The following is a 16,452-nucleotide window of genomic DNA, read 5'->3' on the forward strand; positions in this document are numbered from 1 at the left end:
CCAATTCAGTAATGGACATCGCCATTTTATCAGTTAGCCTCAACGTACATTCTACAAGAAGGATAGTTGAAGAAGCCCAGAAAGCAGGTCATTATGTAGAGCTGATAGATCATACCAAATGCTCTGTAAAATTAGGTGACGGAAAGCCGCAGATCTATCTGGGTGAAGAAAACGTTACCGATGAATTTGATGCGATTGTTCCTAGAATAGGGACAAAGGTAACCAGGCACGGTGCGGCCATAGTCAAACAATTTGAAATGAACAATGTTTTTAGTACGGCCCGTTCTCTGGGAATTACACGTGCAAGAAATAAGATCAGAACCCTACAGATTATGGCACGAAAGGGAATTCCAATACCTGAAACCGTATTTTCCATCAATCCAGACAATATTGAAGAGCAGATAAAATTGCTGGGCGGACCTCCCGTAATTATAAAATTACAAGAAGGAACACAAGGTTTGGGAGTTATTCTGGCAGAAAGCAAAAAATCCGCAAAATCAATCATAGATACCTTTTATAAAATGGATACCAGTATCCTCCTGCAGCAATATATTGAAGAAGCCAACGGGGAGGATATTCGTATTATCATTGTTGGCAATAAAGTTGTGGCCAGCATGAAACGTTCCAGTGATTTGGATGACTTTAGATCTAATATGCACAGAGGAGCGGATGCCGTTGCCATAAAGCCCTCTGCCAAAGAACAGTTTATAGCGCTAAACGCAGCCAAATATTTAGGTTTGGGAGTAGCAGGTGTGGATTTGATGCGATCTAGAAAAGGACCTGTGTTAATAGAAGTAAATGCTTCTCCAGGCCTTAAGGGCATAGAAGCGGCTACAGGCATAAATGTTGCAAAACATATTATTCAATTTGTTGAAAATAATGGACCCAGAAGCAGAAGATAAAAAAATCCCAAAATGAGTTCAAAGATATTTTTCTGTGATGACCATCAAGTTATGATAAACGGAAAAAGGCCCTAAACAACCAATCAATTCCTTAGCTATCCGTTAATGCATTTTTTGCTTGTGCCGAAAGGCTCCCGAAAAATTAAACTAAAGTCTTTAACAAAAGTGGAGGGATTTTCTTCCCAAAGAGAGTAATTAAGCAAGTTCCTTTTGGGTTGCAATTTTAGTAAGACTCCAATCAATAGCGTCTTCTACATCGGAAAATTGTTTTATGGAGTTTTGAAAGAACATGCGTTCAAGAACAAGACTTGTAAAACTACCTTTAGTATTTCCTACAACCGAATAGAAACTTAACTTATGCCTGTTTCTATAAAATTTGGCCCAATCTCCGGGAACCACAAAATAATCATTGACTCTGTTTGAGATATAGGCAATGGGAATATTCTTCCCGTAAAACTCATGAGCTGCGTCAACCACTTTTTGAGCCATGTTCCAATTGAAAGTAACGCCACTATGGATTTCTGAAATAACAAGACCATCAAAAAAATAGAAAAGACCAAATTCGTATTCCCTTATTTCCCTTATCTTTTTGAAATATGCGATATCCCTAACACGTTTCATGACAAAACCGTTTTTAAAAAAGTGCTAGTAAAGGTATTAATATTCCTAGATTTTGCACGAAAGGATAAGATTGCCAAGTTGGGTAAACTTTCTGACTTTTATTAAGGAAAACCAAATCCATTTTTGATTATTAGAATTTCCTAATGCTTTTTCTTAGCTGTAGAGATTAAAATCATAACATATATAACGATTAAGGGCCAAGATTAATTCTGCCAATCATTTCATAAAGACCGTTTATTTATCCATAGTATTCAACTGTATGGCCAACGCCTTTGTTGACAATTGTACCTCTATCAATGATAAGAGCAAGGAGATGATCAGAGCCATCAAACTGGCACTGAAAATGATGTTGGCCCAAATGGTAAGTTCAATATAAATTAGGGACATTGTAATAACGGCCAATAAGAAACTGATAATGGCCATGGCCTGCATATTTTTAATAATACCTAATCTTCTTCTTAATTGGGCTATTTGCTTTTCCAGTGGAGGAGTGGCATCCTCTGCGTATTGCTTGTGCAATTGCCTGATCAATGCAGCAATTGCCAAATAACGGGCATTGTATGCCAACATGGTCAGTGAAATTGCTGGAAACAATAAGGCCGGAATGCTTAGGGTTAATTGCATTTATTCAATCTTAAATTCAACTTTCTCCGTTTGTCCATTCCCTGAAATCTCAATTATATAATTTCCTTTGGGCAAGTATGTTTTACCATTTTTAGCTTCTGTCAATTTCATTTTATTCTTCTTTAAAAAGCTACTCTTCCCTTTTTTACTGAAAGCCAAATCATAAGAAAGAATATTCAATCCCTTGTCGGCTTCAATTTCCACGTAGCTTACTTCTGTTCCGCTGGCAGTCATGATTTTTGCCAAGTAACTTCCCGTTTTGCTGGAATAGAATGTAATGTCCAATCCTGGGGTGTCCGGTTTGGACCATGAGCTCCAAGAGTTGCCCCAGTTTTTGGAATGTTTTATATTTTCAACATCAAAGACTACCAATTCTTCGGAAAGTACGTCCAATGTAATCTGCTGTAGTGCCCTAATATCTGCTTTATAGATGCTTCGGCCATGTGTACCGACCAAGAGATGTTTTTCTTCGGGATGAATAACTAAATCGTGAACGGCAACATTGGGCATGCCGTTCTGGAGCAATTCCCAAGATTCCCCCCGATCAAAACTTGCGTACAACCCATTATCGGTGCCTACAAACAATAGATTTTCATTTTCTGGGTCTTCCACAAAGGCATTTACCGGAGAGGTCGGGATGTTGCTTGAAATGCTCTTCCAACTTTTACCATAATCATCACTCATAAAAACATACGCTGTAAAGTCGTCGGAACGATATCCGTTCAAAGTAACATAAACCCGTTCTTTTTTGTGCTTGGATGCTGCAACTTCGGTCACCCATAGATTTTTTCGAAGAGTAGTAGAAATATTTTCCCAACTTCCACCACTACTTTTGGATATGTGTACCAAACCGTCATCACTTCCAGTATATAATAATCCAAATTTGAATGGGGATTCTGAAATGGTGGTCAAGGTACCATAGGCTACATTTCCCGTCTTACCGCCCTGAGTCAGGTCATTGGAAATAGCTTCCCAATCATCACCTTGGTTTAAGGAGCGGTGTAATTTGTTTCCGCCCAAGTACAAGATATCTTGATTGTGTTTAGATAGTAAAATAGGTGTTTGCCAATTAAATCGATATGGCGATTCGCCCAGTTCATGTTTGGGCTGAATGTATTTTCTGCCACTATTTTCTAAATCCAAACGATAGTAATTGCCAAATTGAAAACCGGTATAAACCACATTGGAGTTTCGATTGTCGATTTGTACTTGCATACCATCACCGCCCATAATCATTTCCCATGGATTCTTTCCCGTTTGGTGCCAACGACTATTCTCTTCATTATTATGGGGTCCTTTCCATACGCCATTATCTTGCAGCCCACCATAGACATTATATGGTTTTTCATTATCTATATTGATGGCATAGAACTGTCCTACTTTTGGTGAATTGTTTTTCATCCAATTTTCACCATCATCGTACGTAATGTTTACGCCGCCATCATTTCCATTGATGAGGTGTCCCGGCATTTTTGGATTAATCCATAACGCATGATGATCTGCATGTACGTTTTCTTTCCCTATGGATGTATAGGTGTTTCCTCCATCTTCCGATTTTATTAAGGGAACACCGGCCAAATAAATACGGTCCTTATTATTGGGATCAACTCGTATTTGCGCAAAATAGTATCCGTAGCTGTAAAAAAGGTCATCTATGTAATTTTCGTTCATTTTCATCCACGTTTTTCCAGCATTATCACTTCGGTAGACTTCTGCACCCACTACTGGTGTATCGAACAACAGGGAATTTGCATTTTCCAGATACTTAGCTAGGTCAATTGGCTTTACTGCACCACTGCGAACCATTTGTTTCACATTTTCTGCCCTGTATTTTTCTTGAAAACCGTTAGTTTTCAGGTAGTCGTTTAGTTTTTTATTATCAAGAGCAAGAAAAGCATCCTTATCCATCGATTTAAAATCATCTTTGGTGAGTTCTTCTTTTTTTTCGGCATCCTTCTTTTCGCGCCTAAACTGACTGTCATGAATAGCATAGACCGTATTTTCATCAAGAACCGCTAAACCAATTCTACCGACACCATCACCGGTTGGAAAACCACTTTCCGCTTTCGTAATCAAGGTCCAATTGCTTCCACCGTCAACACTTTTGTAAACTCCCGATCCAGGACCATTTCCTGAAAAATTCCATGCTTTTCTATCTTTTTCCCACGCTGCGGCATACTGAATATTAAAATTGTTTGGTGCATGGGCCACGTCGATAATTCCCGTTCTATCATTTACAAAAAGGGTTTTCTGCCACGATGCTCCTCCATCCGTGGTTTTATAAATACCCCTTTCTTCGTTAGAAGTATATAAATGTCCTGTAACCCCCACCACAACTTCATCAGGATTATTAGGATTAATAATGATACGACCAATATGGTGGGAATCTGGCAAGCCCATATTTTGCCATGTTTTTCCTTTGTCCGTGGATTTTAAAATACCGATACCCGCATAGGAAGAGCGTGAGGAATTGTTTTCACCAGTACCTACCCACAAAGTTCCATTGGTCCAATCAACAGCAATATCCCCAATATTTTGGGTGTCGGAACCATCTAAAACCGGGGTAAAGGAAATTCCATTGGTATTTGTGTGCCAAAGTCCGCCAGAAGCGTAGGCCACATAGAATTCCGTTGGATTAATCGGGTTGACCTCTAGATCTACCACACGACCGCTCATTACAGAAGGGCCAATATTTTTTAGCGGTATATTTTTAACCAAAGAGGTTTCGGCCATTTTACCCTTTTGCTCTAAAGCCTGCATTACTTTTTCAGCAGGGGTTGAGGTCTGTTGCCCGATTACATGTTGAAATAATAGAATAAAAAGAGGAAGTAAAAACCGTTTCATTTAGCCAAGGATTTAATTTGCTACGGAAGGTATGAATTTGTCTTCGGTATCGCAATTAACTACTTTTGAAGAAATCGATTTTAGCCTTATGAAATACCGCCAAATAGACAGCAAACTTTTTATAAAAAACCGCAAAAAATTCATGGCTCACATGAAACCTAAGAGCATTGCGGTATTCAACTCCAACGATGTCTACCCCGTTAGTGCGGATAGCACCATGCCTTTTGAACAGCACAGGGATATTTTTTATTTGAGCGGGGCCGACCAAGAGGAAACCATCCTGTTGCTTTTCCCGAATGCTATGGATAAAAAACACAAAGAAGTACTGTTTGTTCGTGAGACCAATGCACATATTGCTGTTTGGGAAGGTGAAAAATTAACTAAGGAAAAAGCTACGGAGGTTTCTGGAATTGAAACTATTTATTGGTTGTCGGATTTTGATAAAACCTTTTTTGATTTGATGACCGAAGCGGAAACGATTTATTTCAATACCAATGAGCATTATAGGCAAGCCGTAGAGACCCAAACCCGGGAAGACCGTTTTATTGAAAAGTGTAAAAAAGATTTTCCAGCGCACCAATGGGCCAAGAGCAATCCAATTTTACAAAAGATACGTGGTGTAAAAGAGCCTGAAGAAATTGAACTTTTGCAACAAGCTTGCGACATCACTGAAAAAGGATTCCGACGTATTTTACAGTTTACAAAACCTGGTGTTTGGGAATATGAAATGGAGGCCGAATTTCTGCATGAATTTATTCGCAATCGTTCTAAAGGCTTTGCCTATACCCCAATTATTGCTTCTGGCAACAATGCCAATGTGCTGCATTATATAGAGAATAACCAGCAGGTAAAGGACGGGGATTTAATTTTAATGGATGTAGGTGCGGAATATGCCAACTATTCCAGTGATATGACGAGAACTATCCCTGCCAATGGAAAATTCACAGATCGACAGAAACAAGTATACAATGCAGTGCTTCGGGTAAAAAATGAAGCTACAAAACTTTTAGTGCCAGGGAGCATTTGGGCAGAATACCATAAGGAAGTAGGCAAAATCATGACCTCAGAATTATTAGGTCTGGGATTATTGAACAAGGCCGATGTACAGAACGAGGATAAAGATTGGCCTGCCTATAAAAAGTATTTTATGCACGGCACCAGTCATCACATTGGGTTGAACACCCATGATTATGGGGAACTGAAAACACCGATGAAACCTAATATGGTCTTTACCGTTGAACCAGGGATTTATATTCCGGATGAGCAAATGGGAATTCGAATTGAAGATGATGTGGTGATTCGGGAAACCGGAGAGCCTTTTAATTTGATGCAAAATATCCCTATTGAGATTGAGGAGATTGAAGAACTGATGCTTGGATGACAGATAACGGATGATTTTTGTTGGTTGTTCGAGCGTTATGAGCTTGAGTCTTTTTTCTCTTCTCTAGTTTCTCGTGTTTGATGAAGGGTGAAAGTTTGGAGGTAAGTGGGAAGTTATAATTTTAGGGCTGTAAGTTTCAGATTTTTTTCTAAATACTGACTCCTGACACCTGAATAAAATTAATTCGATATAAAAACGAATCAAGGTATGAAACCAATTTTCTTTCTACTCGCACAACAACCCAATATCGAGGAAAAGATAAACAAGGCTCCAGACAGTGCCTACCAAATTGGGGTGGTGATTGGAAGCTATTTGCCTTTTGTAGTTTTAATCAGTGTCGCCTATGCTATTTACTATTATAATAAAAAGAAAAGAGGGTCTTGATGGTCATTTAATAGTATCAGTTATCAGTTGTCAGGTGTCAGGTGACTGATTCAGAATTTCGAAAAAGAATCTCAAGTTTTTCGGGAAAAGTTGTAATGGGCGTATAAGTGGTGGAGAACCGATAGCAATTAGCTTTCTGCTTAAAGCGAATACCCAAACCACAAAGTTTTTCTTAGAAGATTAAGAATATAAGTAAAATAAGACATTTTTGAACAATGAACAATGAACAATGAACAATGAACAATGAACAATGAACAATCAACCTTGCAAAATCTTTGAAAAACACCAACCTTTGCCGACTAGTTTTCAGAAGTTAGATTAGGATGACCAAAATATCCAAGGACATATTAAAAGCGGTTGAAATCTTAAATCGCGAAGATGTAGTGGCCATTCCCACAGAAACTGTTTACGGACTGGCGGGAAATATTTATAGCGAAAAAGCTATTAAAAAGATATTTCAGTTGAAGCAAAGGCCTTTGTTTAATCCCTTGATCGTTCATGTTCATTCTCTAGCTCAAGCCGAAGAAATTGTGACACACATTCCAGAAAAAGCAAGGTTATTAGCCAAAGCTTTTTGGCCAGGTTCTTTGACCTTGATTTTACCAAAAAAAGATACTGTTCCTGATTTGGTCACGGCAAAAAAGGATACGGTTGCAGTTCGAATTCCAGGACATCCAGTTACATTAGAACTTTTGAAGAATTTAAATTTTCCATTGGCAGCTCCAAGTGCAAATCCGTTCGGATCTATCAGTCCAACCCAAGCATCACATGTAGCCAATTATTTTGAAGATGGACTTTCTTTGATATTGGATGGCGGGAACTGCGAAAATGGAATTGAATCCACCATCGTAGGTTTTGAAGATGATAAACCCGTACTGTATCGATTGGGTTCCATTGCCCTAGAAGAAATCACAAATGAGGTGGGTGAAATTGAAATCAAAAACAAAAAAGAGAAATCCCCAGATGCTCCTGGGATGCTTTCGCGACACTATGCCCCAAATACAAGCACTTTTCTGGTGGATGATGTAGCATCTTTCATAAAGAATAAGACCGATAAAAAAATCGGGCTTTTGCTCTTCAAGGATGAAATAGAAAATCCAATTATTTTTCATCAAGAAGTTTTGTCAAGCTCTGGAAGCCTTAAAGAAGCTGCTTCAAGGCTATATGGCGCTTTGCACAAAATGGACAAATTGAATTTGGATATGATTATTGCGGTACGTTTTCCGGATACCGGATTGGGAAAATCAATCAACGACCGGTTGCAAAGGGCAACGAAGAAAGAATAATTCCTCAAAAATTACTTAGGTCGTTTTGAAATGAAATTCACTAAAATAAAAATTATCAAAGCTGGTAATACCCAGCCCATATGAAATTGGCTTAAAGGAATCCATGGGGCAATCCCCGAAACGGATTCTCCCCACCCTATACTTCCTAAAAAATCGGGAATACTAAATATAATCGTAGTTATGACAACCCCTTTAAAAACTTTTGAGGGAGCAAATTTTTCCGGGAGTACGTTCAATAGAATCAAAACAATCGTGATAGGGTAAATGAACATTAGTGCCGGTAGTGCCACGGCAATAATATAGTCTACGTTGAACTGCCCCATCAATATGCCAATAACGCAACCTAAAATAGCCGTAATTACGTAAGCCCGTTCCGAATTATTAAAGCGTCCCTTAATAAAATCTGCGGTACCCGTCACTATGCCCACGGCAGTAGTGAAACAGGCCAAACCCACCAAAATACTTAAAAATAGATTGGCCGTATTCCCTAAGGTTTTCGAACTGATGTTGCTTAGAAGAGCAGTGCGGGATATTTCAACGTCAAAAGAATTATGGAACAAAGCACCTGTGACGATGAGTCCGGTATAAATTAAAAACAAACCTAGCCCAGCTAACCAACCAGCTTTTCTAATTACATTTTTTTTGGATTCGTAAGAAGCCTTGCTGTCTTTCAAATTGATGGAGATAATGATAACACCTCCTACAACTACGGCTCCTATGGCATCGAATGTTTGATAGCCTTCCAAAATGGCATGTGTAAACGGATTTGTGAATTCTGTTAAGCCAAAATCAAAATGCGCATTAAAAAGAGTTGTTCCAATAATAAGCAGTAGAATTATAAGAATTGCTGGAGTAAGGAGTTTGCCGACAACGTCTAAAATCCTGGAACGGTTTACCACAAAAACATAGACCAGTGCAAAATAGATAATACTCGTTAGCAGATATGACGAATCCCATATGGGTTGAATGGCCATTTCGTGTGTCACGGATGCCGTTCGAGGGGAAGGTAATGTTATAGAAATGGCATATACTATATAACAATATATAAGACTGAATGTTGGGGATACTTTTTTGGCAAAGTCGAACATGGTGCCCTGGAGTTTGGCATGTGCCAAAATTCCCAGAATAGGAATTAAAACAGCAGAAAGACAGAAACCCAAAGCAACCAACCACCATAGGTTACCCGATTTAAATCCGAGTTGTGGTGGAAGAATCAGATTGCCTGCCCCAAAGAACAAAGAAAAAAGTGCAAACGCAGTTATTGCAATCGATTTTTTATTCATTTATTGTTAATAATTTCTTTGTTAAGGTAAATTAAAAAACTATATTTAAGCAATGCATTTTGACCTCTGAAAACAACAATTTGTCGATAATTACGCATTTCATCGAAAAAAACCTCTCTGAAACAAGTCCATATAATAAAAAGTTATTAACAGGCGTTCCTAAAGTAAATGTTCATTCAAAATTCAAGTATATAAAATAAAATTACAGTAAATAGTTTTTGCGTTTTTCGATTCCCAAATCGTACTAATGCTCTCCCAAACAAAACCAAGCTTATGAATAGATCTACTACCCACCATGGCAAAAAATTTTCTTCTTTTTTCTGTAACCTGTTCGGACATCATTATATAGTTTCCAAAAAGGTTACACAACACATCAAAGAGTACAAATGCTCTCATTGTCAAAAACAAGTTACTACGGACGTAAGTGGTAAACTATCAGAATTGACTCCACAAATGCAAGAGATCAACAGTACTTTAGAAGATATGTATCGTAAAAGACATAATAGACAAGTTCCTCAAGTAGCTTAATTTACAGTATACTTTAGATAGCATAATTTCGAAGGTTTATTCCCGGAAATTAAGAAAGCGTTTTGTCTATTCAGTCGCGTGCCCCAAGACCGTTTAGCAAGAAATGTTCTTGTTTTCGGGTTTTTTATGGATTAAAAGAGTTCCATCCTTGTGCCGATACCGGAATCTTTGTGTCACCCCTTGTAATTAAATGCGCCCCTTCTCCTTTGTCCGTAATATGTCCTATAACGGTCAAGTTCGGATTGCCCTTTATCTTTGGAAAATCAGACTGATCGATCGTAAATAATAACTCGTAGTCCTCACCTCCACTCAAGGCAATCGTGGTAACATCCATTTTAAACTCTTCCGAGGTCGACATGACTGTAGGATCTAAAGGAATTTTATCTTCAAAAAGATTGCAACCTGTACTGCTTTGTTCGCACAAATGTAGAATCTCAGAAGATAATCCATCGCTGATATCGATCATGGCAGTTGGTTTAACATCAAGCTTTTGAAGTAGCGCTACAATATCCTTTCTGGCTTCTGGCTTTAATTGCCGCTCAACGATATAAGAATAAGGCTCTAAATCTGGCTGATTGTTGGGGTTTACTTTAAAGACTTCCTTTTCACGTTCCAACACTTGGAGTCCTAGATAAGCTCCGCCAAGGTCGCCACTGACCACTAATAGATCATTTGGTTTTGAACCACTTCGAGGTACTATTTCGTTTTCTTCGGCAATACCAATAGCTGTAATACTAATAAGCATTCCAGTTGTTGAAGATGTAGTATCTCCTCCAACTAAATCCACATTGTACATCTTACATGCCATAGCTACTCCCTCATAAAATTCTTCCAAGGCTTCAAGGGGAAACCTATTGGAAACCGCTATTGAAACTGTAATTTGAGTTGCATTTGCATTCATGGCATAGATATCGGAAAGATTAACGATGACCGATTTATAGCCCAAATGCTTCAACGGCATGTAGCTGAGGTCAAAATGAATGCCTTCCACAAGCATATCTGTAGTGATTATTGTCTTTTTCCCTTTGAAATCAAGAACGGCGGCATCATCGCCTATTCCCAGAACAGATGAGTCATGGTTCAATTTAAAATTTTGGGTAAGATGTTTTATCAGCCCAAACTCTCCCAAATTTTCCAGTGTTGTTCTTTGAGGATTTTTATCTTCTAGCATCTTGCAAAAATAAAAGGATAATTATAAATCGTATCTTTAAAATAAACTTAATAGCACTCTTGAATGCTGAAACATTCTTTATTCTTAGTACTCGTAGGAGTCTTTCTTTTTGGATGTTCCGGGGATGATCCTGAAAATCCCGATACAAACAATGATGGAGGTGGTGAACAGGCCGATTCGGAAATCGGTACTGGAGCAGTTGCAGTATCTTTTTCGCTATGTGAAAGCGGTCGAGCATCAAACTTTCCTTGCAATGGATATGATCTTTTGTTTCAAATGGACCTGTCTGCGTTTTCTGCAACTTCGGCAAATGATATTTGGGGGTGGACGGACACAGCGAACAATAGGGAGTATGCTTTGATTGGATTGGACAATGGAACAGCCTTTGTGGATATTACCAACAGTCAAAATCCTGTGTACTTAGGTAAACTTTTGACCGCAACATCAGCCAGTTTTTGGAGGGATGTAAAGGTATATGGTGATTACGTTTTTATAGTTGCCGAAGCGCCAAATCATGGCATGCAAGTTTTTGACTTAAAAAAATTGAGAAATGTTGAAAATCCGCCCCAAGTTTTTGTGGCCGATGCCAGATATACCGGAATAGGAAATGCACACAATATTGTAATCAATGAAGATTTAGGATTTGCTTATCCAGTGGGTACGGCAAGAAACGATGCATTTAACGGGGGAGTTCATTTTATTGATATTCAAAACCCCACAAATCCCCAAGGAGTCGGGGGATATGGTACAAATGGTTATACGCATGATGCGCAGGTAGTAACCTATTCAGGACCGGATATGGACTATACGGGACGTGAGATTTTTATCGGTGCAAACGAGAATCAAATTGCGATTGTGGATATAACGGACAAATCCAATCCTATTGAGATAGAAACACTTGTGTATGGAAATTTGGCGTATACCCACCAAGGTTGGTTTACAGAAGACCAGCGTTATTTTATTTTAGGTGACGAATTGGACGAAGTGGATTTTGGTTTCAACTCTAGAACACTGGTTTTTGATATGAACGATTTGGACAACCCTTTACTTCATACAACCTACTCGGGACCTACAAGTGCCATTGATCACAATGGATATGTACTGGATGATGAATTTTTCCTGGCCAATTATACGGCAGGAATGCGTGTTTTGGATATTTCCGATATTGAAAATGAGAATATTTCTGAAAAAGCTTTTTTTGATACATACCCTGCCGGTAACGTTACGGGATTTAATGGGACCTGGAGTGTTTACCCCTATTTTGAAAGTGGAAAAATCTTGATTAGTGATATTAATTCTGGATTGTTCGTTGTCCAAAAGTCAAACTGATCCAGATTATGAAAAAGGTTTTTATACTTATTTTTTTATTTATGTATTTCTCATGCAATGATGACGATTCCCAATCAGGTTCAAATCAAAAAAATTCCTTTAAAGGAGAGGTTGATTGGATAAGAAATTTTGGCGGTTCAGGAGATGAGACGGCCCAAGCAGTTATCCAAACATCAGATGGGGGATTTGCTGTTTTGGGATACACCAATAGCATGGATGGGGAGTTAACGGGTAAAGATACTCCTGTCAATGATTATTGGCTAGTTAAATTGGATGCTAATGGAGATATGCAGTGGAACAAAACTTACGGGGGCAGTAAAGACGATAGAGGACAGTCCATAATACAAACTACAGATGGAGGTTATGCCATTGTTGGTTATGCTATGAGCGATGATGGTGATGGAAGTAATAATGAGGGTTTTCATGACAATTGGATAGTACGTCTGGATGCTTTAGGAAATATTCTTTGGGAGAAAAGTTTCGGTTTTTCTGGTCACGACCATTCTTATGACGTAGTAGAAACTTCTGATGGGGGATTTTTCTTTGCAGGTTTTTTAGATGTTACGCAATCTGAAGGAGCTGGGAATTTTGGTAAAGGAACTTACTTGACCCGGCATGGCGTTGGTGAATTTTGGGGAACTAAATTGGATGAGTCCGGGAATTTGGAATGGCGTAGATACTTTGGGGGCACCAACAATGATCGCGCGCATGGTGCAGTACAGGCAGATGATGGTGGTTTTGTTATGGCCGGTTTCTCTGAAAGTGATGATTTTGATATATCCAATACAAAAGGAAGTTATGATTTTTGGGTAGTTAAGGTAGATGAAACCGGAACTATGCTTTGGGAAAAATCATTTGGCGGTTCGGGAATCGAAATTTCCTATGATATTACCAAAACCAGGGACGGAGGGTACGCAATTATAGGGAATACCTTTAGTTCAGATCTAGACGTTTCCAAGAATAATGGCGAATCGGACGTTTGGCTTATAAAAATTGATAATGACGGAAATTTAGTATGGGAGAAAACATTTGGAGGCTCTGGATTTGATGCTGCAAGAGGGATAAAAACAACCTTGGATGGGGGCTTTATTATTGCAGGGAATTCTAAAAGTACTGATGGCATTATTGAAGAAAACAGGGGGGAAAATGATTTTTGGGTAATAAAGACAGATGCTTATGGAAATTTGGAGTATCAGCAAACATTTGGCGGCTCAGATTTGGATTTTGGATTTGATGCTCTGGAAACGTCCAACGGAAACATTCTTCTGGTAGGTGAAACTACAAGCAAAGATTTAATGGGAATTGATCATAAAGGTGGAGTCGATTTGATTATAATCTATATAAGATAATGATTCCACTATATAAGCACTGGGTTTTATAATTTGTGGCTTTATTTTGTTTATAAATACTAAAACCAAATAATTATGAGAAAATTATTCTTATTAATACCAGTTTTAATGCTTTCCTTGAGCACATTTACTTCGTGCAGGGAAACGAAGGAAAAAACTGTAGTTATTGAAAAAGAAGCGGAAAAGGAAGAAGAAAAGGGGATACTTGAAAGAGCAGGTGAAAAGGCTGATGAAGAAGTAAATGAAGAAGTGGACGAAGCAATAGACAATATTGGTGACGACAATTAAACACCAGCTTTTTAGTACCAATACAAACGACCACTGATTTAAAATCAATGGTCGTTTTTTTTATAGGCAAAGTCTATGGTATCATTCGTTATTATAATGTTAGGAATTATGATAAAACCCTCCTTATAGGCTATATTTGTATGCTATTTAGAATAAATCCAAGTAAGAATGATTAAAGTTTCGGAAACAGCAAAACAAAAAGTAGTGGCTTTAATGACCGAAGAAGGTTTTGATGCCACTGATGATTTTGTTCGTGTGGGTGTAAAAAGCGGTGGATGCAGTGGGTTGTCCTACGAACTGACCTTTGACAAAAACATAGCTGAGACCGATAAGGTTTTTGAGGATAATTCAGTACGTATTATAGTTGATAAGAAAAGCTTTTTGTATTTAGTGGGTACAACTTTGGAATATTCAGGGGGACTTAATGGAAAAGGCTTTGTTTTTAACAATCCGAATGCCCAGAGGACTTGTGGTTGTGGGGAAAGTTTTTCTTTATAATGGAAGTAAAAAAATTACAAAAAGAAACGAGTAAAGAGAGAAGAGTTAAAAAGTTAAGATTAAATGTATAAATCGTTCGAAGATTTAGATGTTTATAAAACGGCCATAAAGTTTACAGGTAAGATTTATAGATTATTGGATAAGAATCCTTTGAAAAAAGATTTTGCAATGGTAGACCAATTAAGAAGAGCAACTATTTCAATTTTAAATAATATTTCTGAAGGATTTGAAAGAGAAACAGATAAAGAATTAGTTAGGTTCCTTTATTTTTCAAAGGGTTCGGCTGGAGAGGTAAGGAATCTTTTCAATTTAATGAACGAGATTGGTTACTTTGAGGAAAATGGAGTTAATAGAATATAGAGAGGAAGTTTTGAATATTTCAAGACAACTTGCTAATTATATCAAGTTTGTTAAAAAGAGGATTGTTTAATTCTATTCGTTTCCTTTTTAACTTTTTTACTAGATTAAGACATGGCTTACACAGAAGAGGAATTAAAGAAAGAACTGGAAACCAAGGAATATGAGTACGGTTTCTATACAGATATCGAGTCTGATACTTTTCCAAAAGGGTTGAGTGAAGATATTGTACGAGCGATTTCCAAAAAGAAGAATGAACCGCAATGGATGACCGATTGGCGATTGGATGCGTATCGTGTTTGGGAACAAATGAAAGAACCGGAATGGGCGAACGTCAACTATGAAAAACCTGATTTTCAGGAAATTTCATATTACTCTGCTCCAAAAAAAGCAGACCCCAACAAATCTTTGGATGATGTTGACCCCGAGTTATTGGAAATGTACAGAAAGCTTGGAATTTCCGTTGATGAACAAAAGAAATTACAGAACGTCGCCGTAGATATTGTAGTGGACTCTGTTTCTGTTGCAACAACCTTCAAAAAAACATTGGCAGAAAAGGGAATTATTTTTATGCCCATTTCCGAAGCCATTCAAGAACATCCAGAATTGGTCAAAAAATATATGGGCACCGTTGTCCCCAAAACTGATAATTTTTACGCTGCTTTAAATTCTGCGGTATTTACAGATGGGTCTTTCTGCTATATACCAAAAGGCGTAAGATGTCCAATGGAATTATCTACCTATTTCAGAATCAATGAAGGAGGTACTGGCCAGTTTGAACGGACATTGGTTATTGCAGATGAAAGCAGTTATGTAAGTTATTTGGAAGGTTGTACTGCACCATCACGCGATGAAAATCAATTGCATGCCGCAGTTGTGGAACTCATTGCACTGGATGATGCTGAAATTAAATATTCTACGGTTCAAAATTGGTACCCCGGAAATAAAGAAGGAAAAGGAGGAGTATACAATTTTGTTACAAAAAGAGGCATATGCGAGAACAATTCCAAAATTTCCTGGACCCAAGTGGAAACCGGTTCAGCAGTAACTTGGAAATACCCTTCATGTATTTTAAAGGGGAATAATTCAGTAGGAGAATTCTATTCCATTGCGGTAACCAATAATTTTCAGCAAGCGGATACAGGCACAAAAATGGTCCATTTGGGAAAAAACACCAAGAGCACAATTATTTCCAAGGGGATTTCTGCCGGTCAATCGCAAAATAGTTATCGTGGATTGGTTCAAGTGAACAGTAGGGCAGAAAATGCCAGAAACTTTTCGCAATGCGATTCTCTATTGATGGGTAATCGCTGTGGCGCACATACCTTCCCATATATTGAGGCAAAAAACAAAACAGCCCAGATAGAGCATGAAGCAACTACCAGCAAGATCGGCGAAGACCAAATCTTCTATTGTAACCAACGTGGAATTGATACAGAAAAAGCAATTGCACTGATCGTAAATGGTTTTAGCAAAGAAGTCTTGAACAAATTGCCTATGGAATTTGCAGTTGAAGCTCAAAAATTATTGGAAATAAGCCTTGAAGGGTCTGTTGGATAATAATTTAATAACGTTCCCCTCGAGCGTAGTCGAGAGGACATTAAATT

16 protein-coding genes are annotated in these 16,452 nt (G+C 38.1%); 11 read left to right on the forward strand and 5 right to left on the reverse strand.

Annotated features, from left to right (window positions below):
- The first annotated feature begins 11 nt into the window (after positions 1 to 11).
- Positions 12 to 902, forward strand: coding sequence for a RimK family alpha-L-glutamate ligase (locus tag HME9304_RS07955; RefSeq protein WP_112378081.1), 891 nt, complete (start codon positions 12 to 14; stop codon positions 900 to 902).
- 195 nt (positions 903 to 1,097) lie between these two features.
- On the opposite strand, the gene HME9304_RS07960 is transcribed toward HME9304_RS07955, so the two are convergent.
- The 3 genes from HME9304_RS07960 to HME9304_RS07970 form a co-directional block, all read right to left on the reverse strand.
- Complete coding sequence (locus HME9304_RS07960; protein ID WP_112378082.1) at positions 1,098 to 1,523, reverse strand: hypothetical protein; 426 nt, start codon at positions 1,521 to 1,523, stop codon at positions 1,098 to 1,100.
- Positions 1,524 to 1,757: 234 nt separating this feature from the next.
- The gene (locus tag HME9304_RS07965) at positions 1,758 to 2,147 is read right to left on the reverse strand and encodes a DUF2721 domain-containing protein (protein WP_112378083.1); all 390 of its coding nucleotides are present in this window, start codon (positions 2,145 to 2,147) and stop codon (positions 1,758 to 1,760) included.
- Positions 2,148 to 4,991 carry a WD40/YVTN/BNR-like repeat-containing protein gene (locus HME9304_RS07970; protein ID WP_112378084.1) on the reverse strand — a complete coding sequence of 948 codons (2,844 nt, stop codon included), beginning with the start codon at positions 4,989 to 4,991 and terminating at the stop codon, positions 2,148 to 2,150.
- A gap of 88 nt (positions 4,992 to 5,079) precedes the next feature.
- Here HME9304_RS07970 and HME9304_RS07975 point away from each other — a divergent pair, with 88 nt between their 5' ends.
- The 3 genes from HME9304_RS07975 (at position 5,080) to HME9304_RS07980 (ending at position 8,042) form a co-directional block, all read left to right on the forward strand.
- The gene (locus HME9304_RS07975) at positions 5,080 to 6,372 is read left to right on the forward strand and encodes an aminopeptidase P family protein (RefSeq protein ID WP_112379766.1); all 1,293 of its coding nucleotides are present in this window, start codon (positions 5,080 to 5,082) and stop codon (positions 6,370 to 6,372) included.
- Positions 6,373 to 6,579: 207 nt separating this feature from the next.
- Positions 6,580 to 6,756 (forward strand): hypothetical protein, encoded by a 177-nt coding sequence (locus HME9304_RS16960; protein WP_164674807.1) that lies wholly within the window; start codon positions 6,580 to 6,582, stop codon positions 6,754 to 6,756.
- Between the two features lie 323 nt (positions 6,757 to 7,079).
- On the forward strand, positions 7,080 to 8,042 hold the full coding sequence (locus HME9304_RS07980) for an L-threonylcarbamoyladenylate synthase (RefSeq protein ID WP_112378085.1): 963 nt from the start codon (positions 7,080 to 7,082) through the stop codon (positions 8,040 to 8,042).
- 11 nt (positions 8,043 to 8,053) lie between these two features.
- Here HME9304_RS07980 and brnQ read toward each other — a convergent pair whose 3' ends face one another.
- Positions 8,054 to 9,325 carry a branched-chain amino acid transport system II carrier protein gene (brnQ, locus tag HME9304_RS07985; RefSeq protein WP_112378086.1) on the reverse strand — a complete coding sequence of 424 codons (1,272 nt, stop codon included), beginning with the start codon at positions 9,323 to 9,325 and terminating at the stop codon, positions 8,054 to 8,056.
- 273 nt (positions 9,326 to 9,598) lie between these two features.
- Between brnQ and HME9304_RS07990 the strand changes: the two genes are divergently transcribed.
- Entirely contained in the window at positions 9,599 to 9,853 is a 255-nt protein-coding gene (locus tag HME9304_RS07990; protein WP_112378087.1) for a hypothetical protein, read from the forward strand.
- Between the two features lie 124 nt (positions 9,854 to 9,977).
- Here the strand turns inward: HME9304_RS07990 and thiL are convergent, their stop codons facing one another.
- Positions 9,978 to 11,024, reverse strand: a complete 1,047-nt coding sequence (gene thiL / locus HME9304_RS07995; protein ID WP_112378088.1) for a thiamine-phosphate kinase — start codon at positions 11,022 to 11,024, stop codon at positions 9,978 to 9,980.
- Between the two features lie 63 nt (positions 11,025 to 11,087).
- Here thiL and HME9304_RS08000 point away from each other — a divergent pair, with 63 nt between their 5' ends.
- The 6 genes from HME9304_RS08000 (at position 11,088) to sufB (ending at position 16,405) form a co-directional block, all read left to right on the forward strand.
- The gene (locus HME9304_RS08000) at positions 11,088 to 12,353 is read left to right on the forward strand and encodes a choice-of-anchor B family protein (protein ID WP_112378089.1); all 1,266 of its coding nucleotides are present in this window, start codon (positions 11,088 to 11,090) and stop codon (positions 12,351 to 12,353) included.
- Between the two features lie 8 nt (positions 12,354 to 12,361).
- Positions 12,362 to 13,702 carry a hypothetical protein gene (locus tag HME9304_RS08005; protein ID WP_112378090.1) on the forward strand — a complete coding sequence of 447 codons (1,341 nt, stop codon included), beginning with the start codon at positions 12,362 to 12,364 and terminating at the stop codon, positions 13,700 to 13,702.
- A 75-nt stretch (positions 13,703 to 13,777) separates the two neighbouring features.
- Positions 13,778 to 13,990: a hypothetical protein gene (locus HME9304_RS08010; RefSeq protein WP_112378091.1), complete on the forward strand. Its 213-nt coding sequence runs from the start codon at positions 13,778 to 13,780 to the stop codon at positions 13,988 to 13,990.
- Between the two features lie 168 nt (positions 13,991 to 14,158).
- Positions 14,159 to 14,488 (forward strand): HesB/IscA family protein, encoded by a 330-nt coding sequence (locus HME9304_RS08015; RefSeq protein ID WP_112378092.1) that lies wholly within the window; start codon positions 14,159 to 14,161, stop codon positions 14,486 to 14,488.
- A 63-nt stretch (positions 14,489 to 14,551) separates the two neighbouring features.
- Positions 14,552 to 14,848 (forward strand): four helix bundle protein, encoded by a 297-nt coding sequence (locus tag HME9304_RS08020; protein WP_112378093.1) that lies wholly within the window; start codon positions 14,552 to 14,554, stop codon positions 14,846 to 14,848.
- 111 nt (positions 14,849 to 14,959) lie between these two features.
- Complete coding sequence (sufB, locus tag HME9304_RS08025) at positions 14,960 to 16,405, forward strand: Fe-S cluster assembly protein SufB (protein WP_112378094.1); 1,446 nt, start codon at positions 14,960 to 14,962, stop codon at positions 16,403 to 16,405.
- The last annotated feature ends 47 nt before the right edge of the window (positions 16,406 to 16,452 follow it).

The organism is Flagellimonas maritima (genome assembly GCF_003269425.1).
Taxonomy (GTDB): Bacteria; Bacteroidota; Bacteroidia; order Flavobacteriales; family Flavobacteriaceae; genus Flagellimonas; species Flagellimonas maritima.

Bases quoted from the DNA above. Each gene is read 5' to 3' on its own strand.
- HME9304_RS07955 (WP_112378081.1), top strand. From the start codon at position 12: ATGGACATCGCCATTTTATCAGTTAGCCTCAACGTACATTCTACAAGA.
- HME9304_RS07960 (WP_112378082.1), bottom strand. From the start codon at position 1,523: ATGAAACGTGTTAGGGATATCGCATATTTCAAAAAGATAAGGGAAATA.
- HME9304_RS07965 (WP_112378083.1), bottom strand. From the start codon at position 2,147: ATGCAATTAACCCTAAGCATTCCGGCCTTATTGTTTCCAGCAATTTCA.
- HME9304_RS07970 (WP_112378084.1), bottom strand. From the start codon at position 4,991: ATGAAACGGTTTTTACTTCCTCTTTTTATTCTATTATTTCAACATGTA.
- HME9304_RS07975 (WP_112379766.1), top strand. From the start codon at position 5,080: ATGAAATACCGCCAAATAGACAGCAAACTTTTTATAAAAAACCGCAAA.
- HME9304_RS16960 (WP_164674807.1), top strand. From the start codon at position 6,580: ATGAAACCAATTTTCTTTCTACTCGCACAACAACCCAATATCGAGGAA.
- HME9304_RS07980 (WP_112378085.1), top strand. From the start codon at position 7,080: ATGACCAAAATATCCAAGGACATATTAAAAGCGGTTGAAATCTTAAAT.
- brnQ (WP_112378086.1), bottom strand. From the start codon at position 9,325: ATGAATAAAAAATCGATTGCAATAACTGCGTTTGCACTTTTTTCTTTG.
- HME9304_RS07990 (WP_112378087.1), top strand. From the start codon at position 9,599: ATGAATAGATCTACTACCCACCATGGCAAAAAATTTTCTTCTTTTTTC.
- thiL (WP_112378088.1), bottom strand. From the start codon at position 11,024: ATGCTAGAAGATAAAAATCCTCAAAGAACAACACTGGAAAATTTGGGA.
- HME9304_RS08000 (WP_112378089.1), top strand. From the start codon at position 11,088: ATGCTGAAACATTCTTTATTCTTAGTACTCGTAGGAGTCTTTCTTTTT.
- HME9304_RS08005 (WP_112378090.1), top strand. From the start codon at position 12,362: ATGAAAAAGGTTTTTATACTTATTTTTTTATTTATGTATTTCTCATGC.
- HME9304_RS08010 (WP_112378091.1), top strand. From the start codon at position 13,778: ATGAGAAAATTATTCTTATTAATACCAGTTTTAATGCTTTCCTTGAGC.
- HME9304_RS08015 (WP_112378092.1), top strand. From the start codon at position 14,159: ATGATTAAAGTTTCGGAAACAGCAAAACAAAAAGTAGTGGCTTTAATG.
- HME9304_RS08020 (WP_112378093.1), top strand. From the start codon at position 14,552: ATGTATAAATCGTTCGAAGATTTAGATGTTTATAAAACGGCCATAAAG.
- sufB (WP_112378094.1), top strand. From the start codon at position 14,960: ATGGCTTACACAGAAGAGGAATTAAAGAAAGAACTGGAAACCAAGGAA.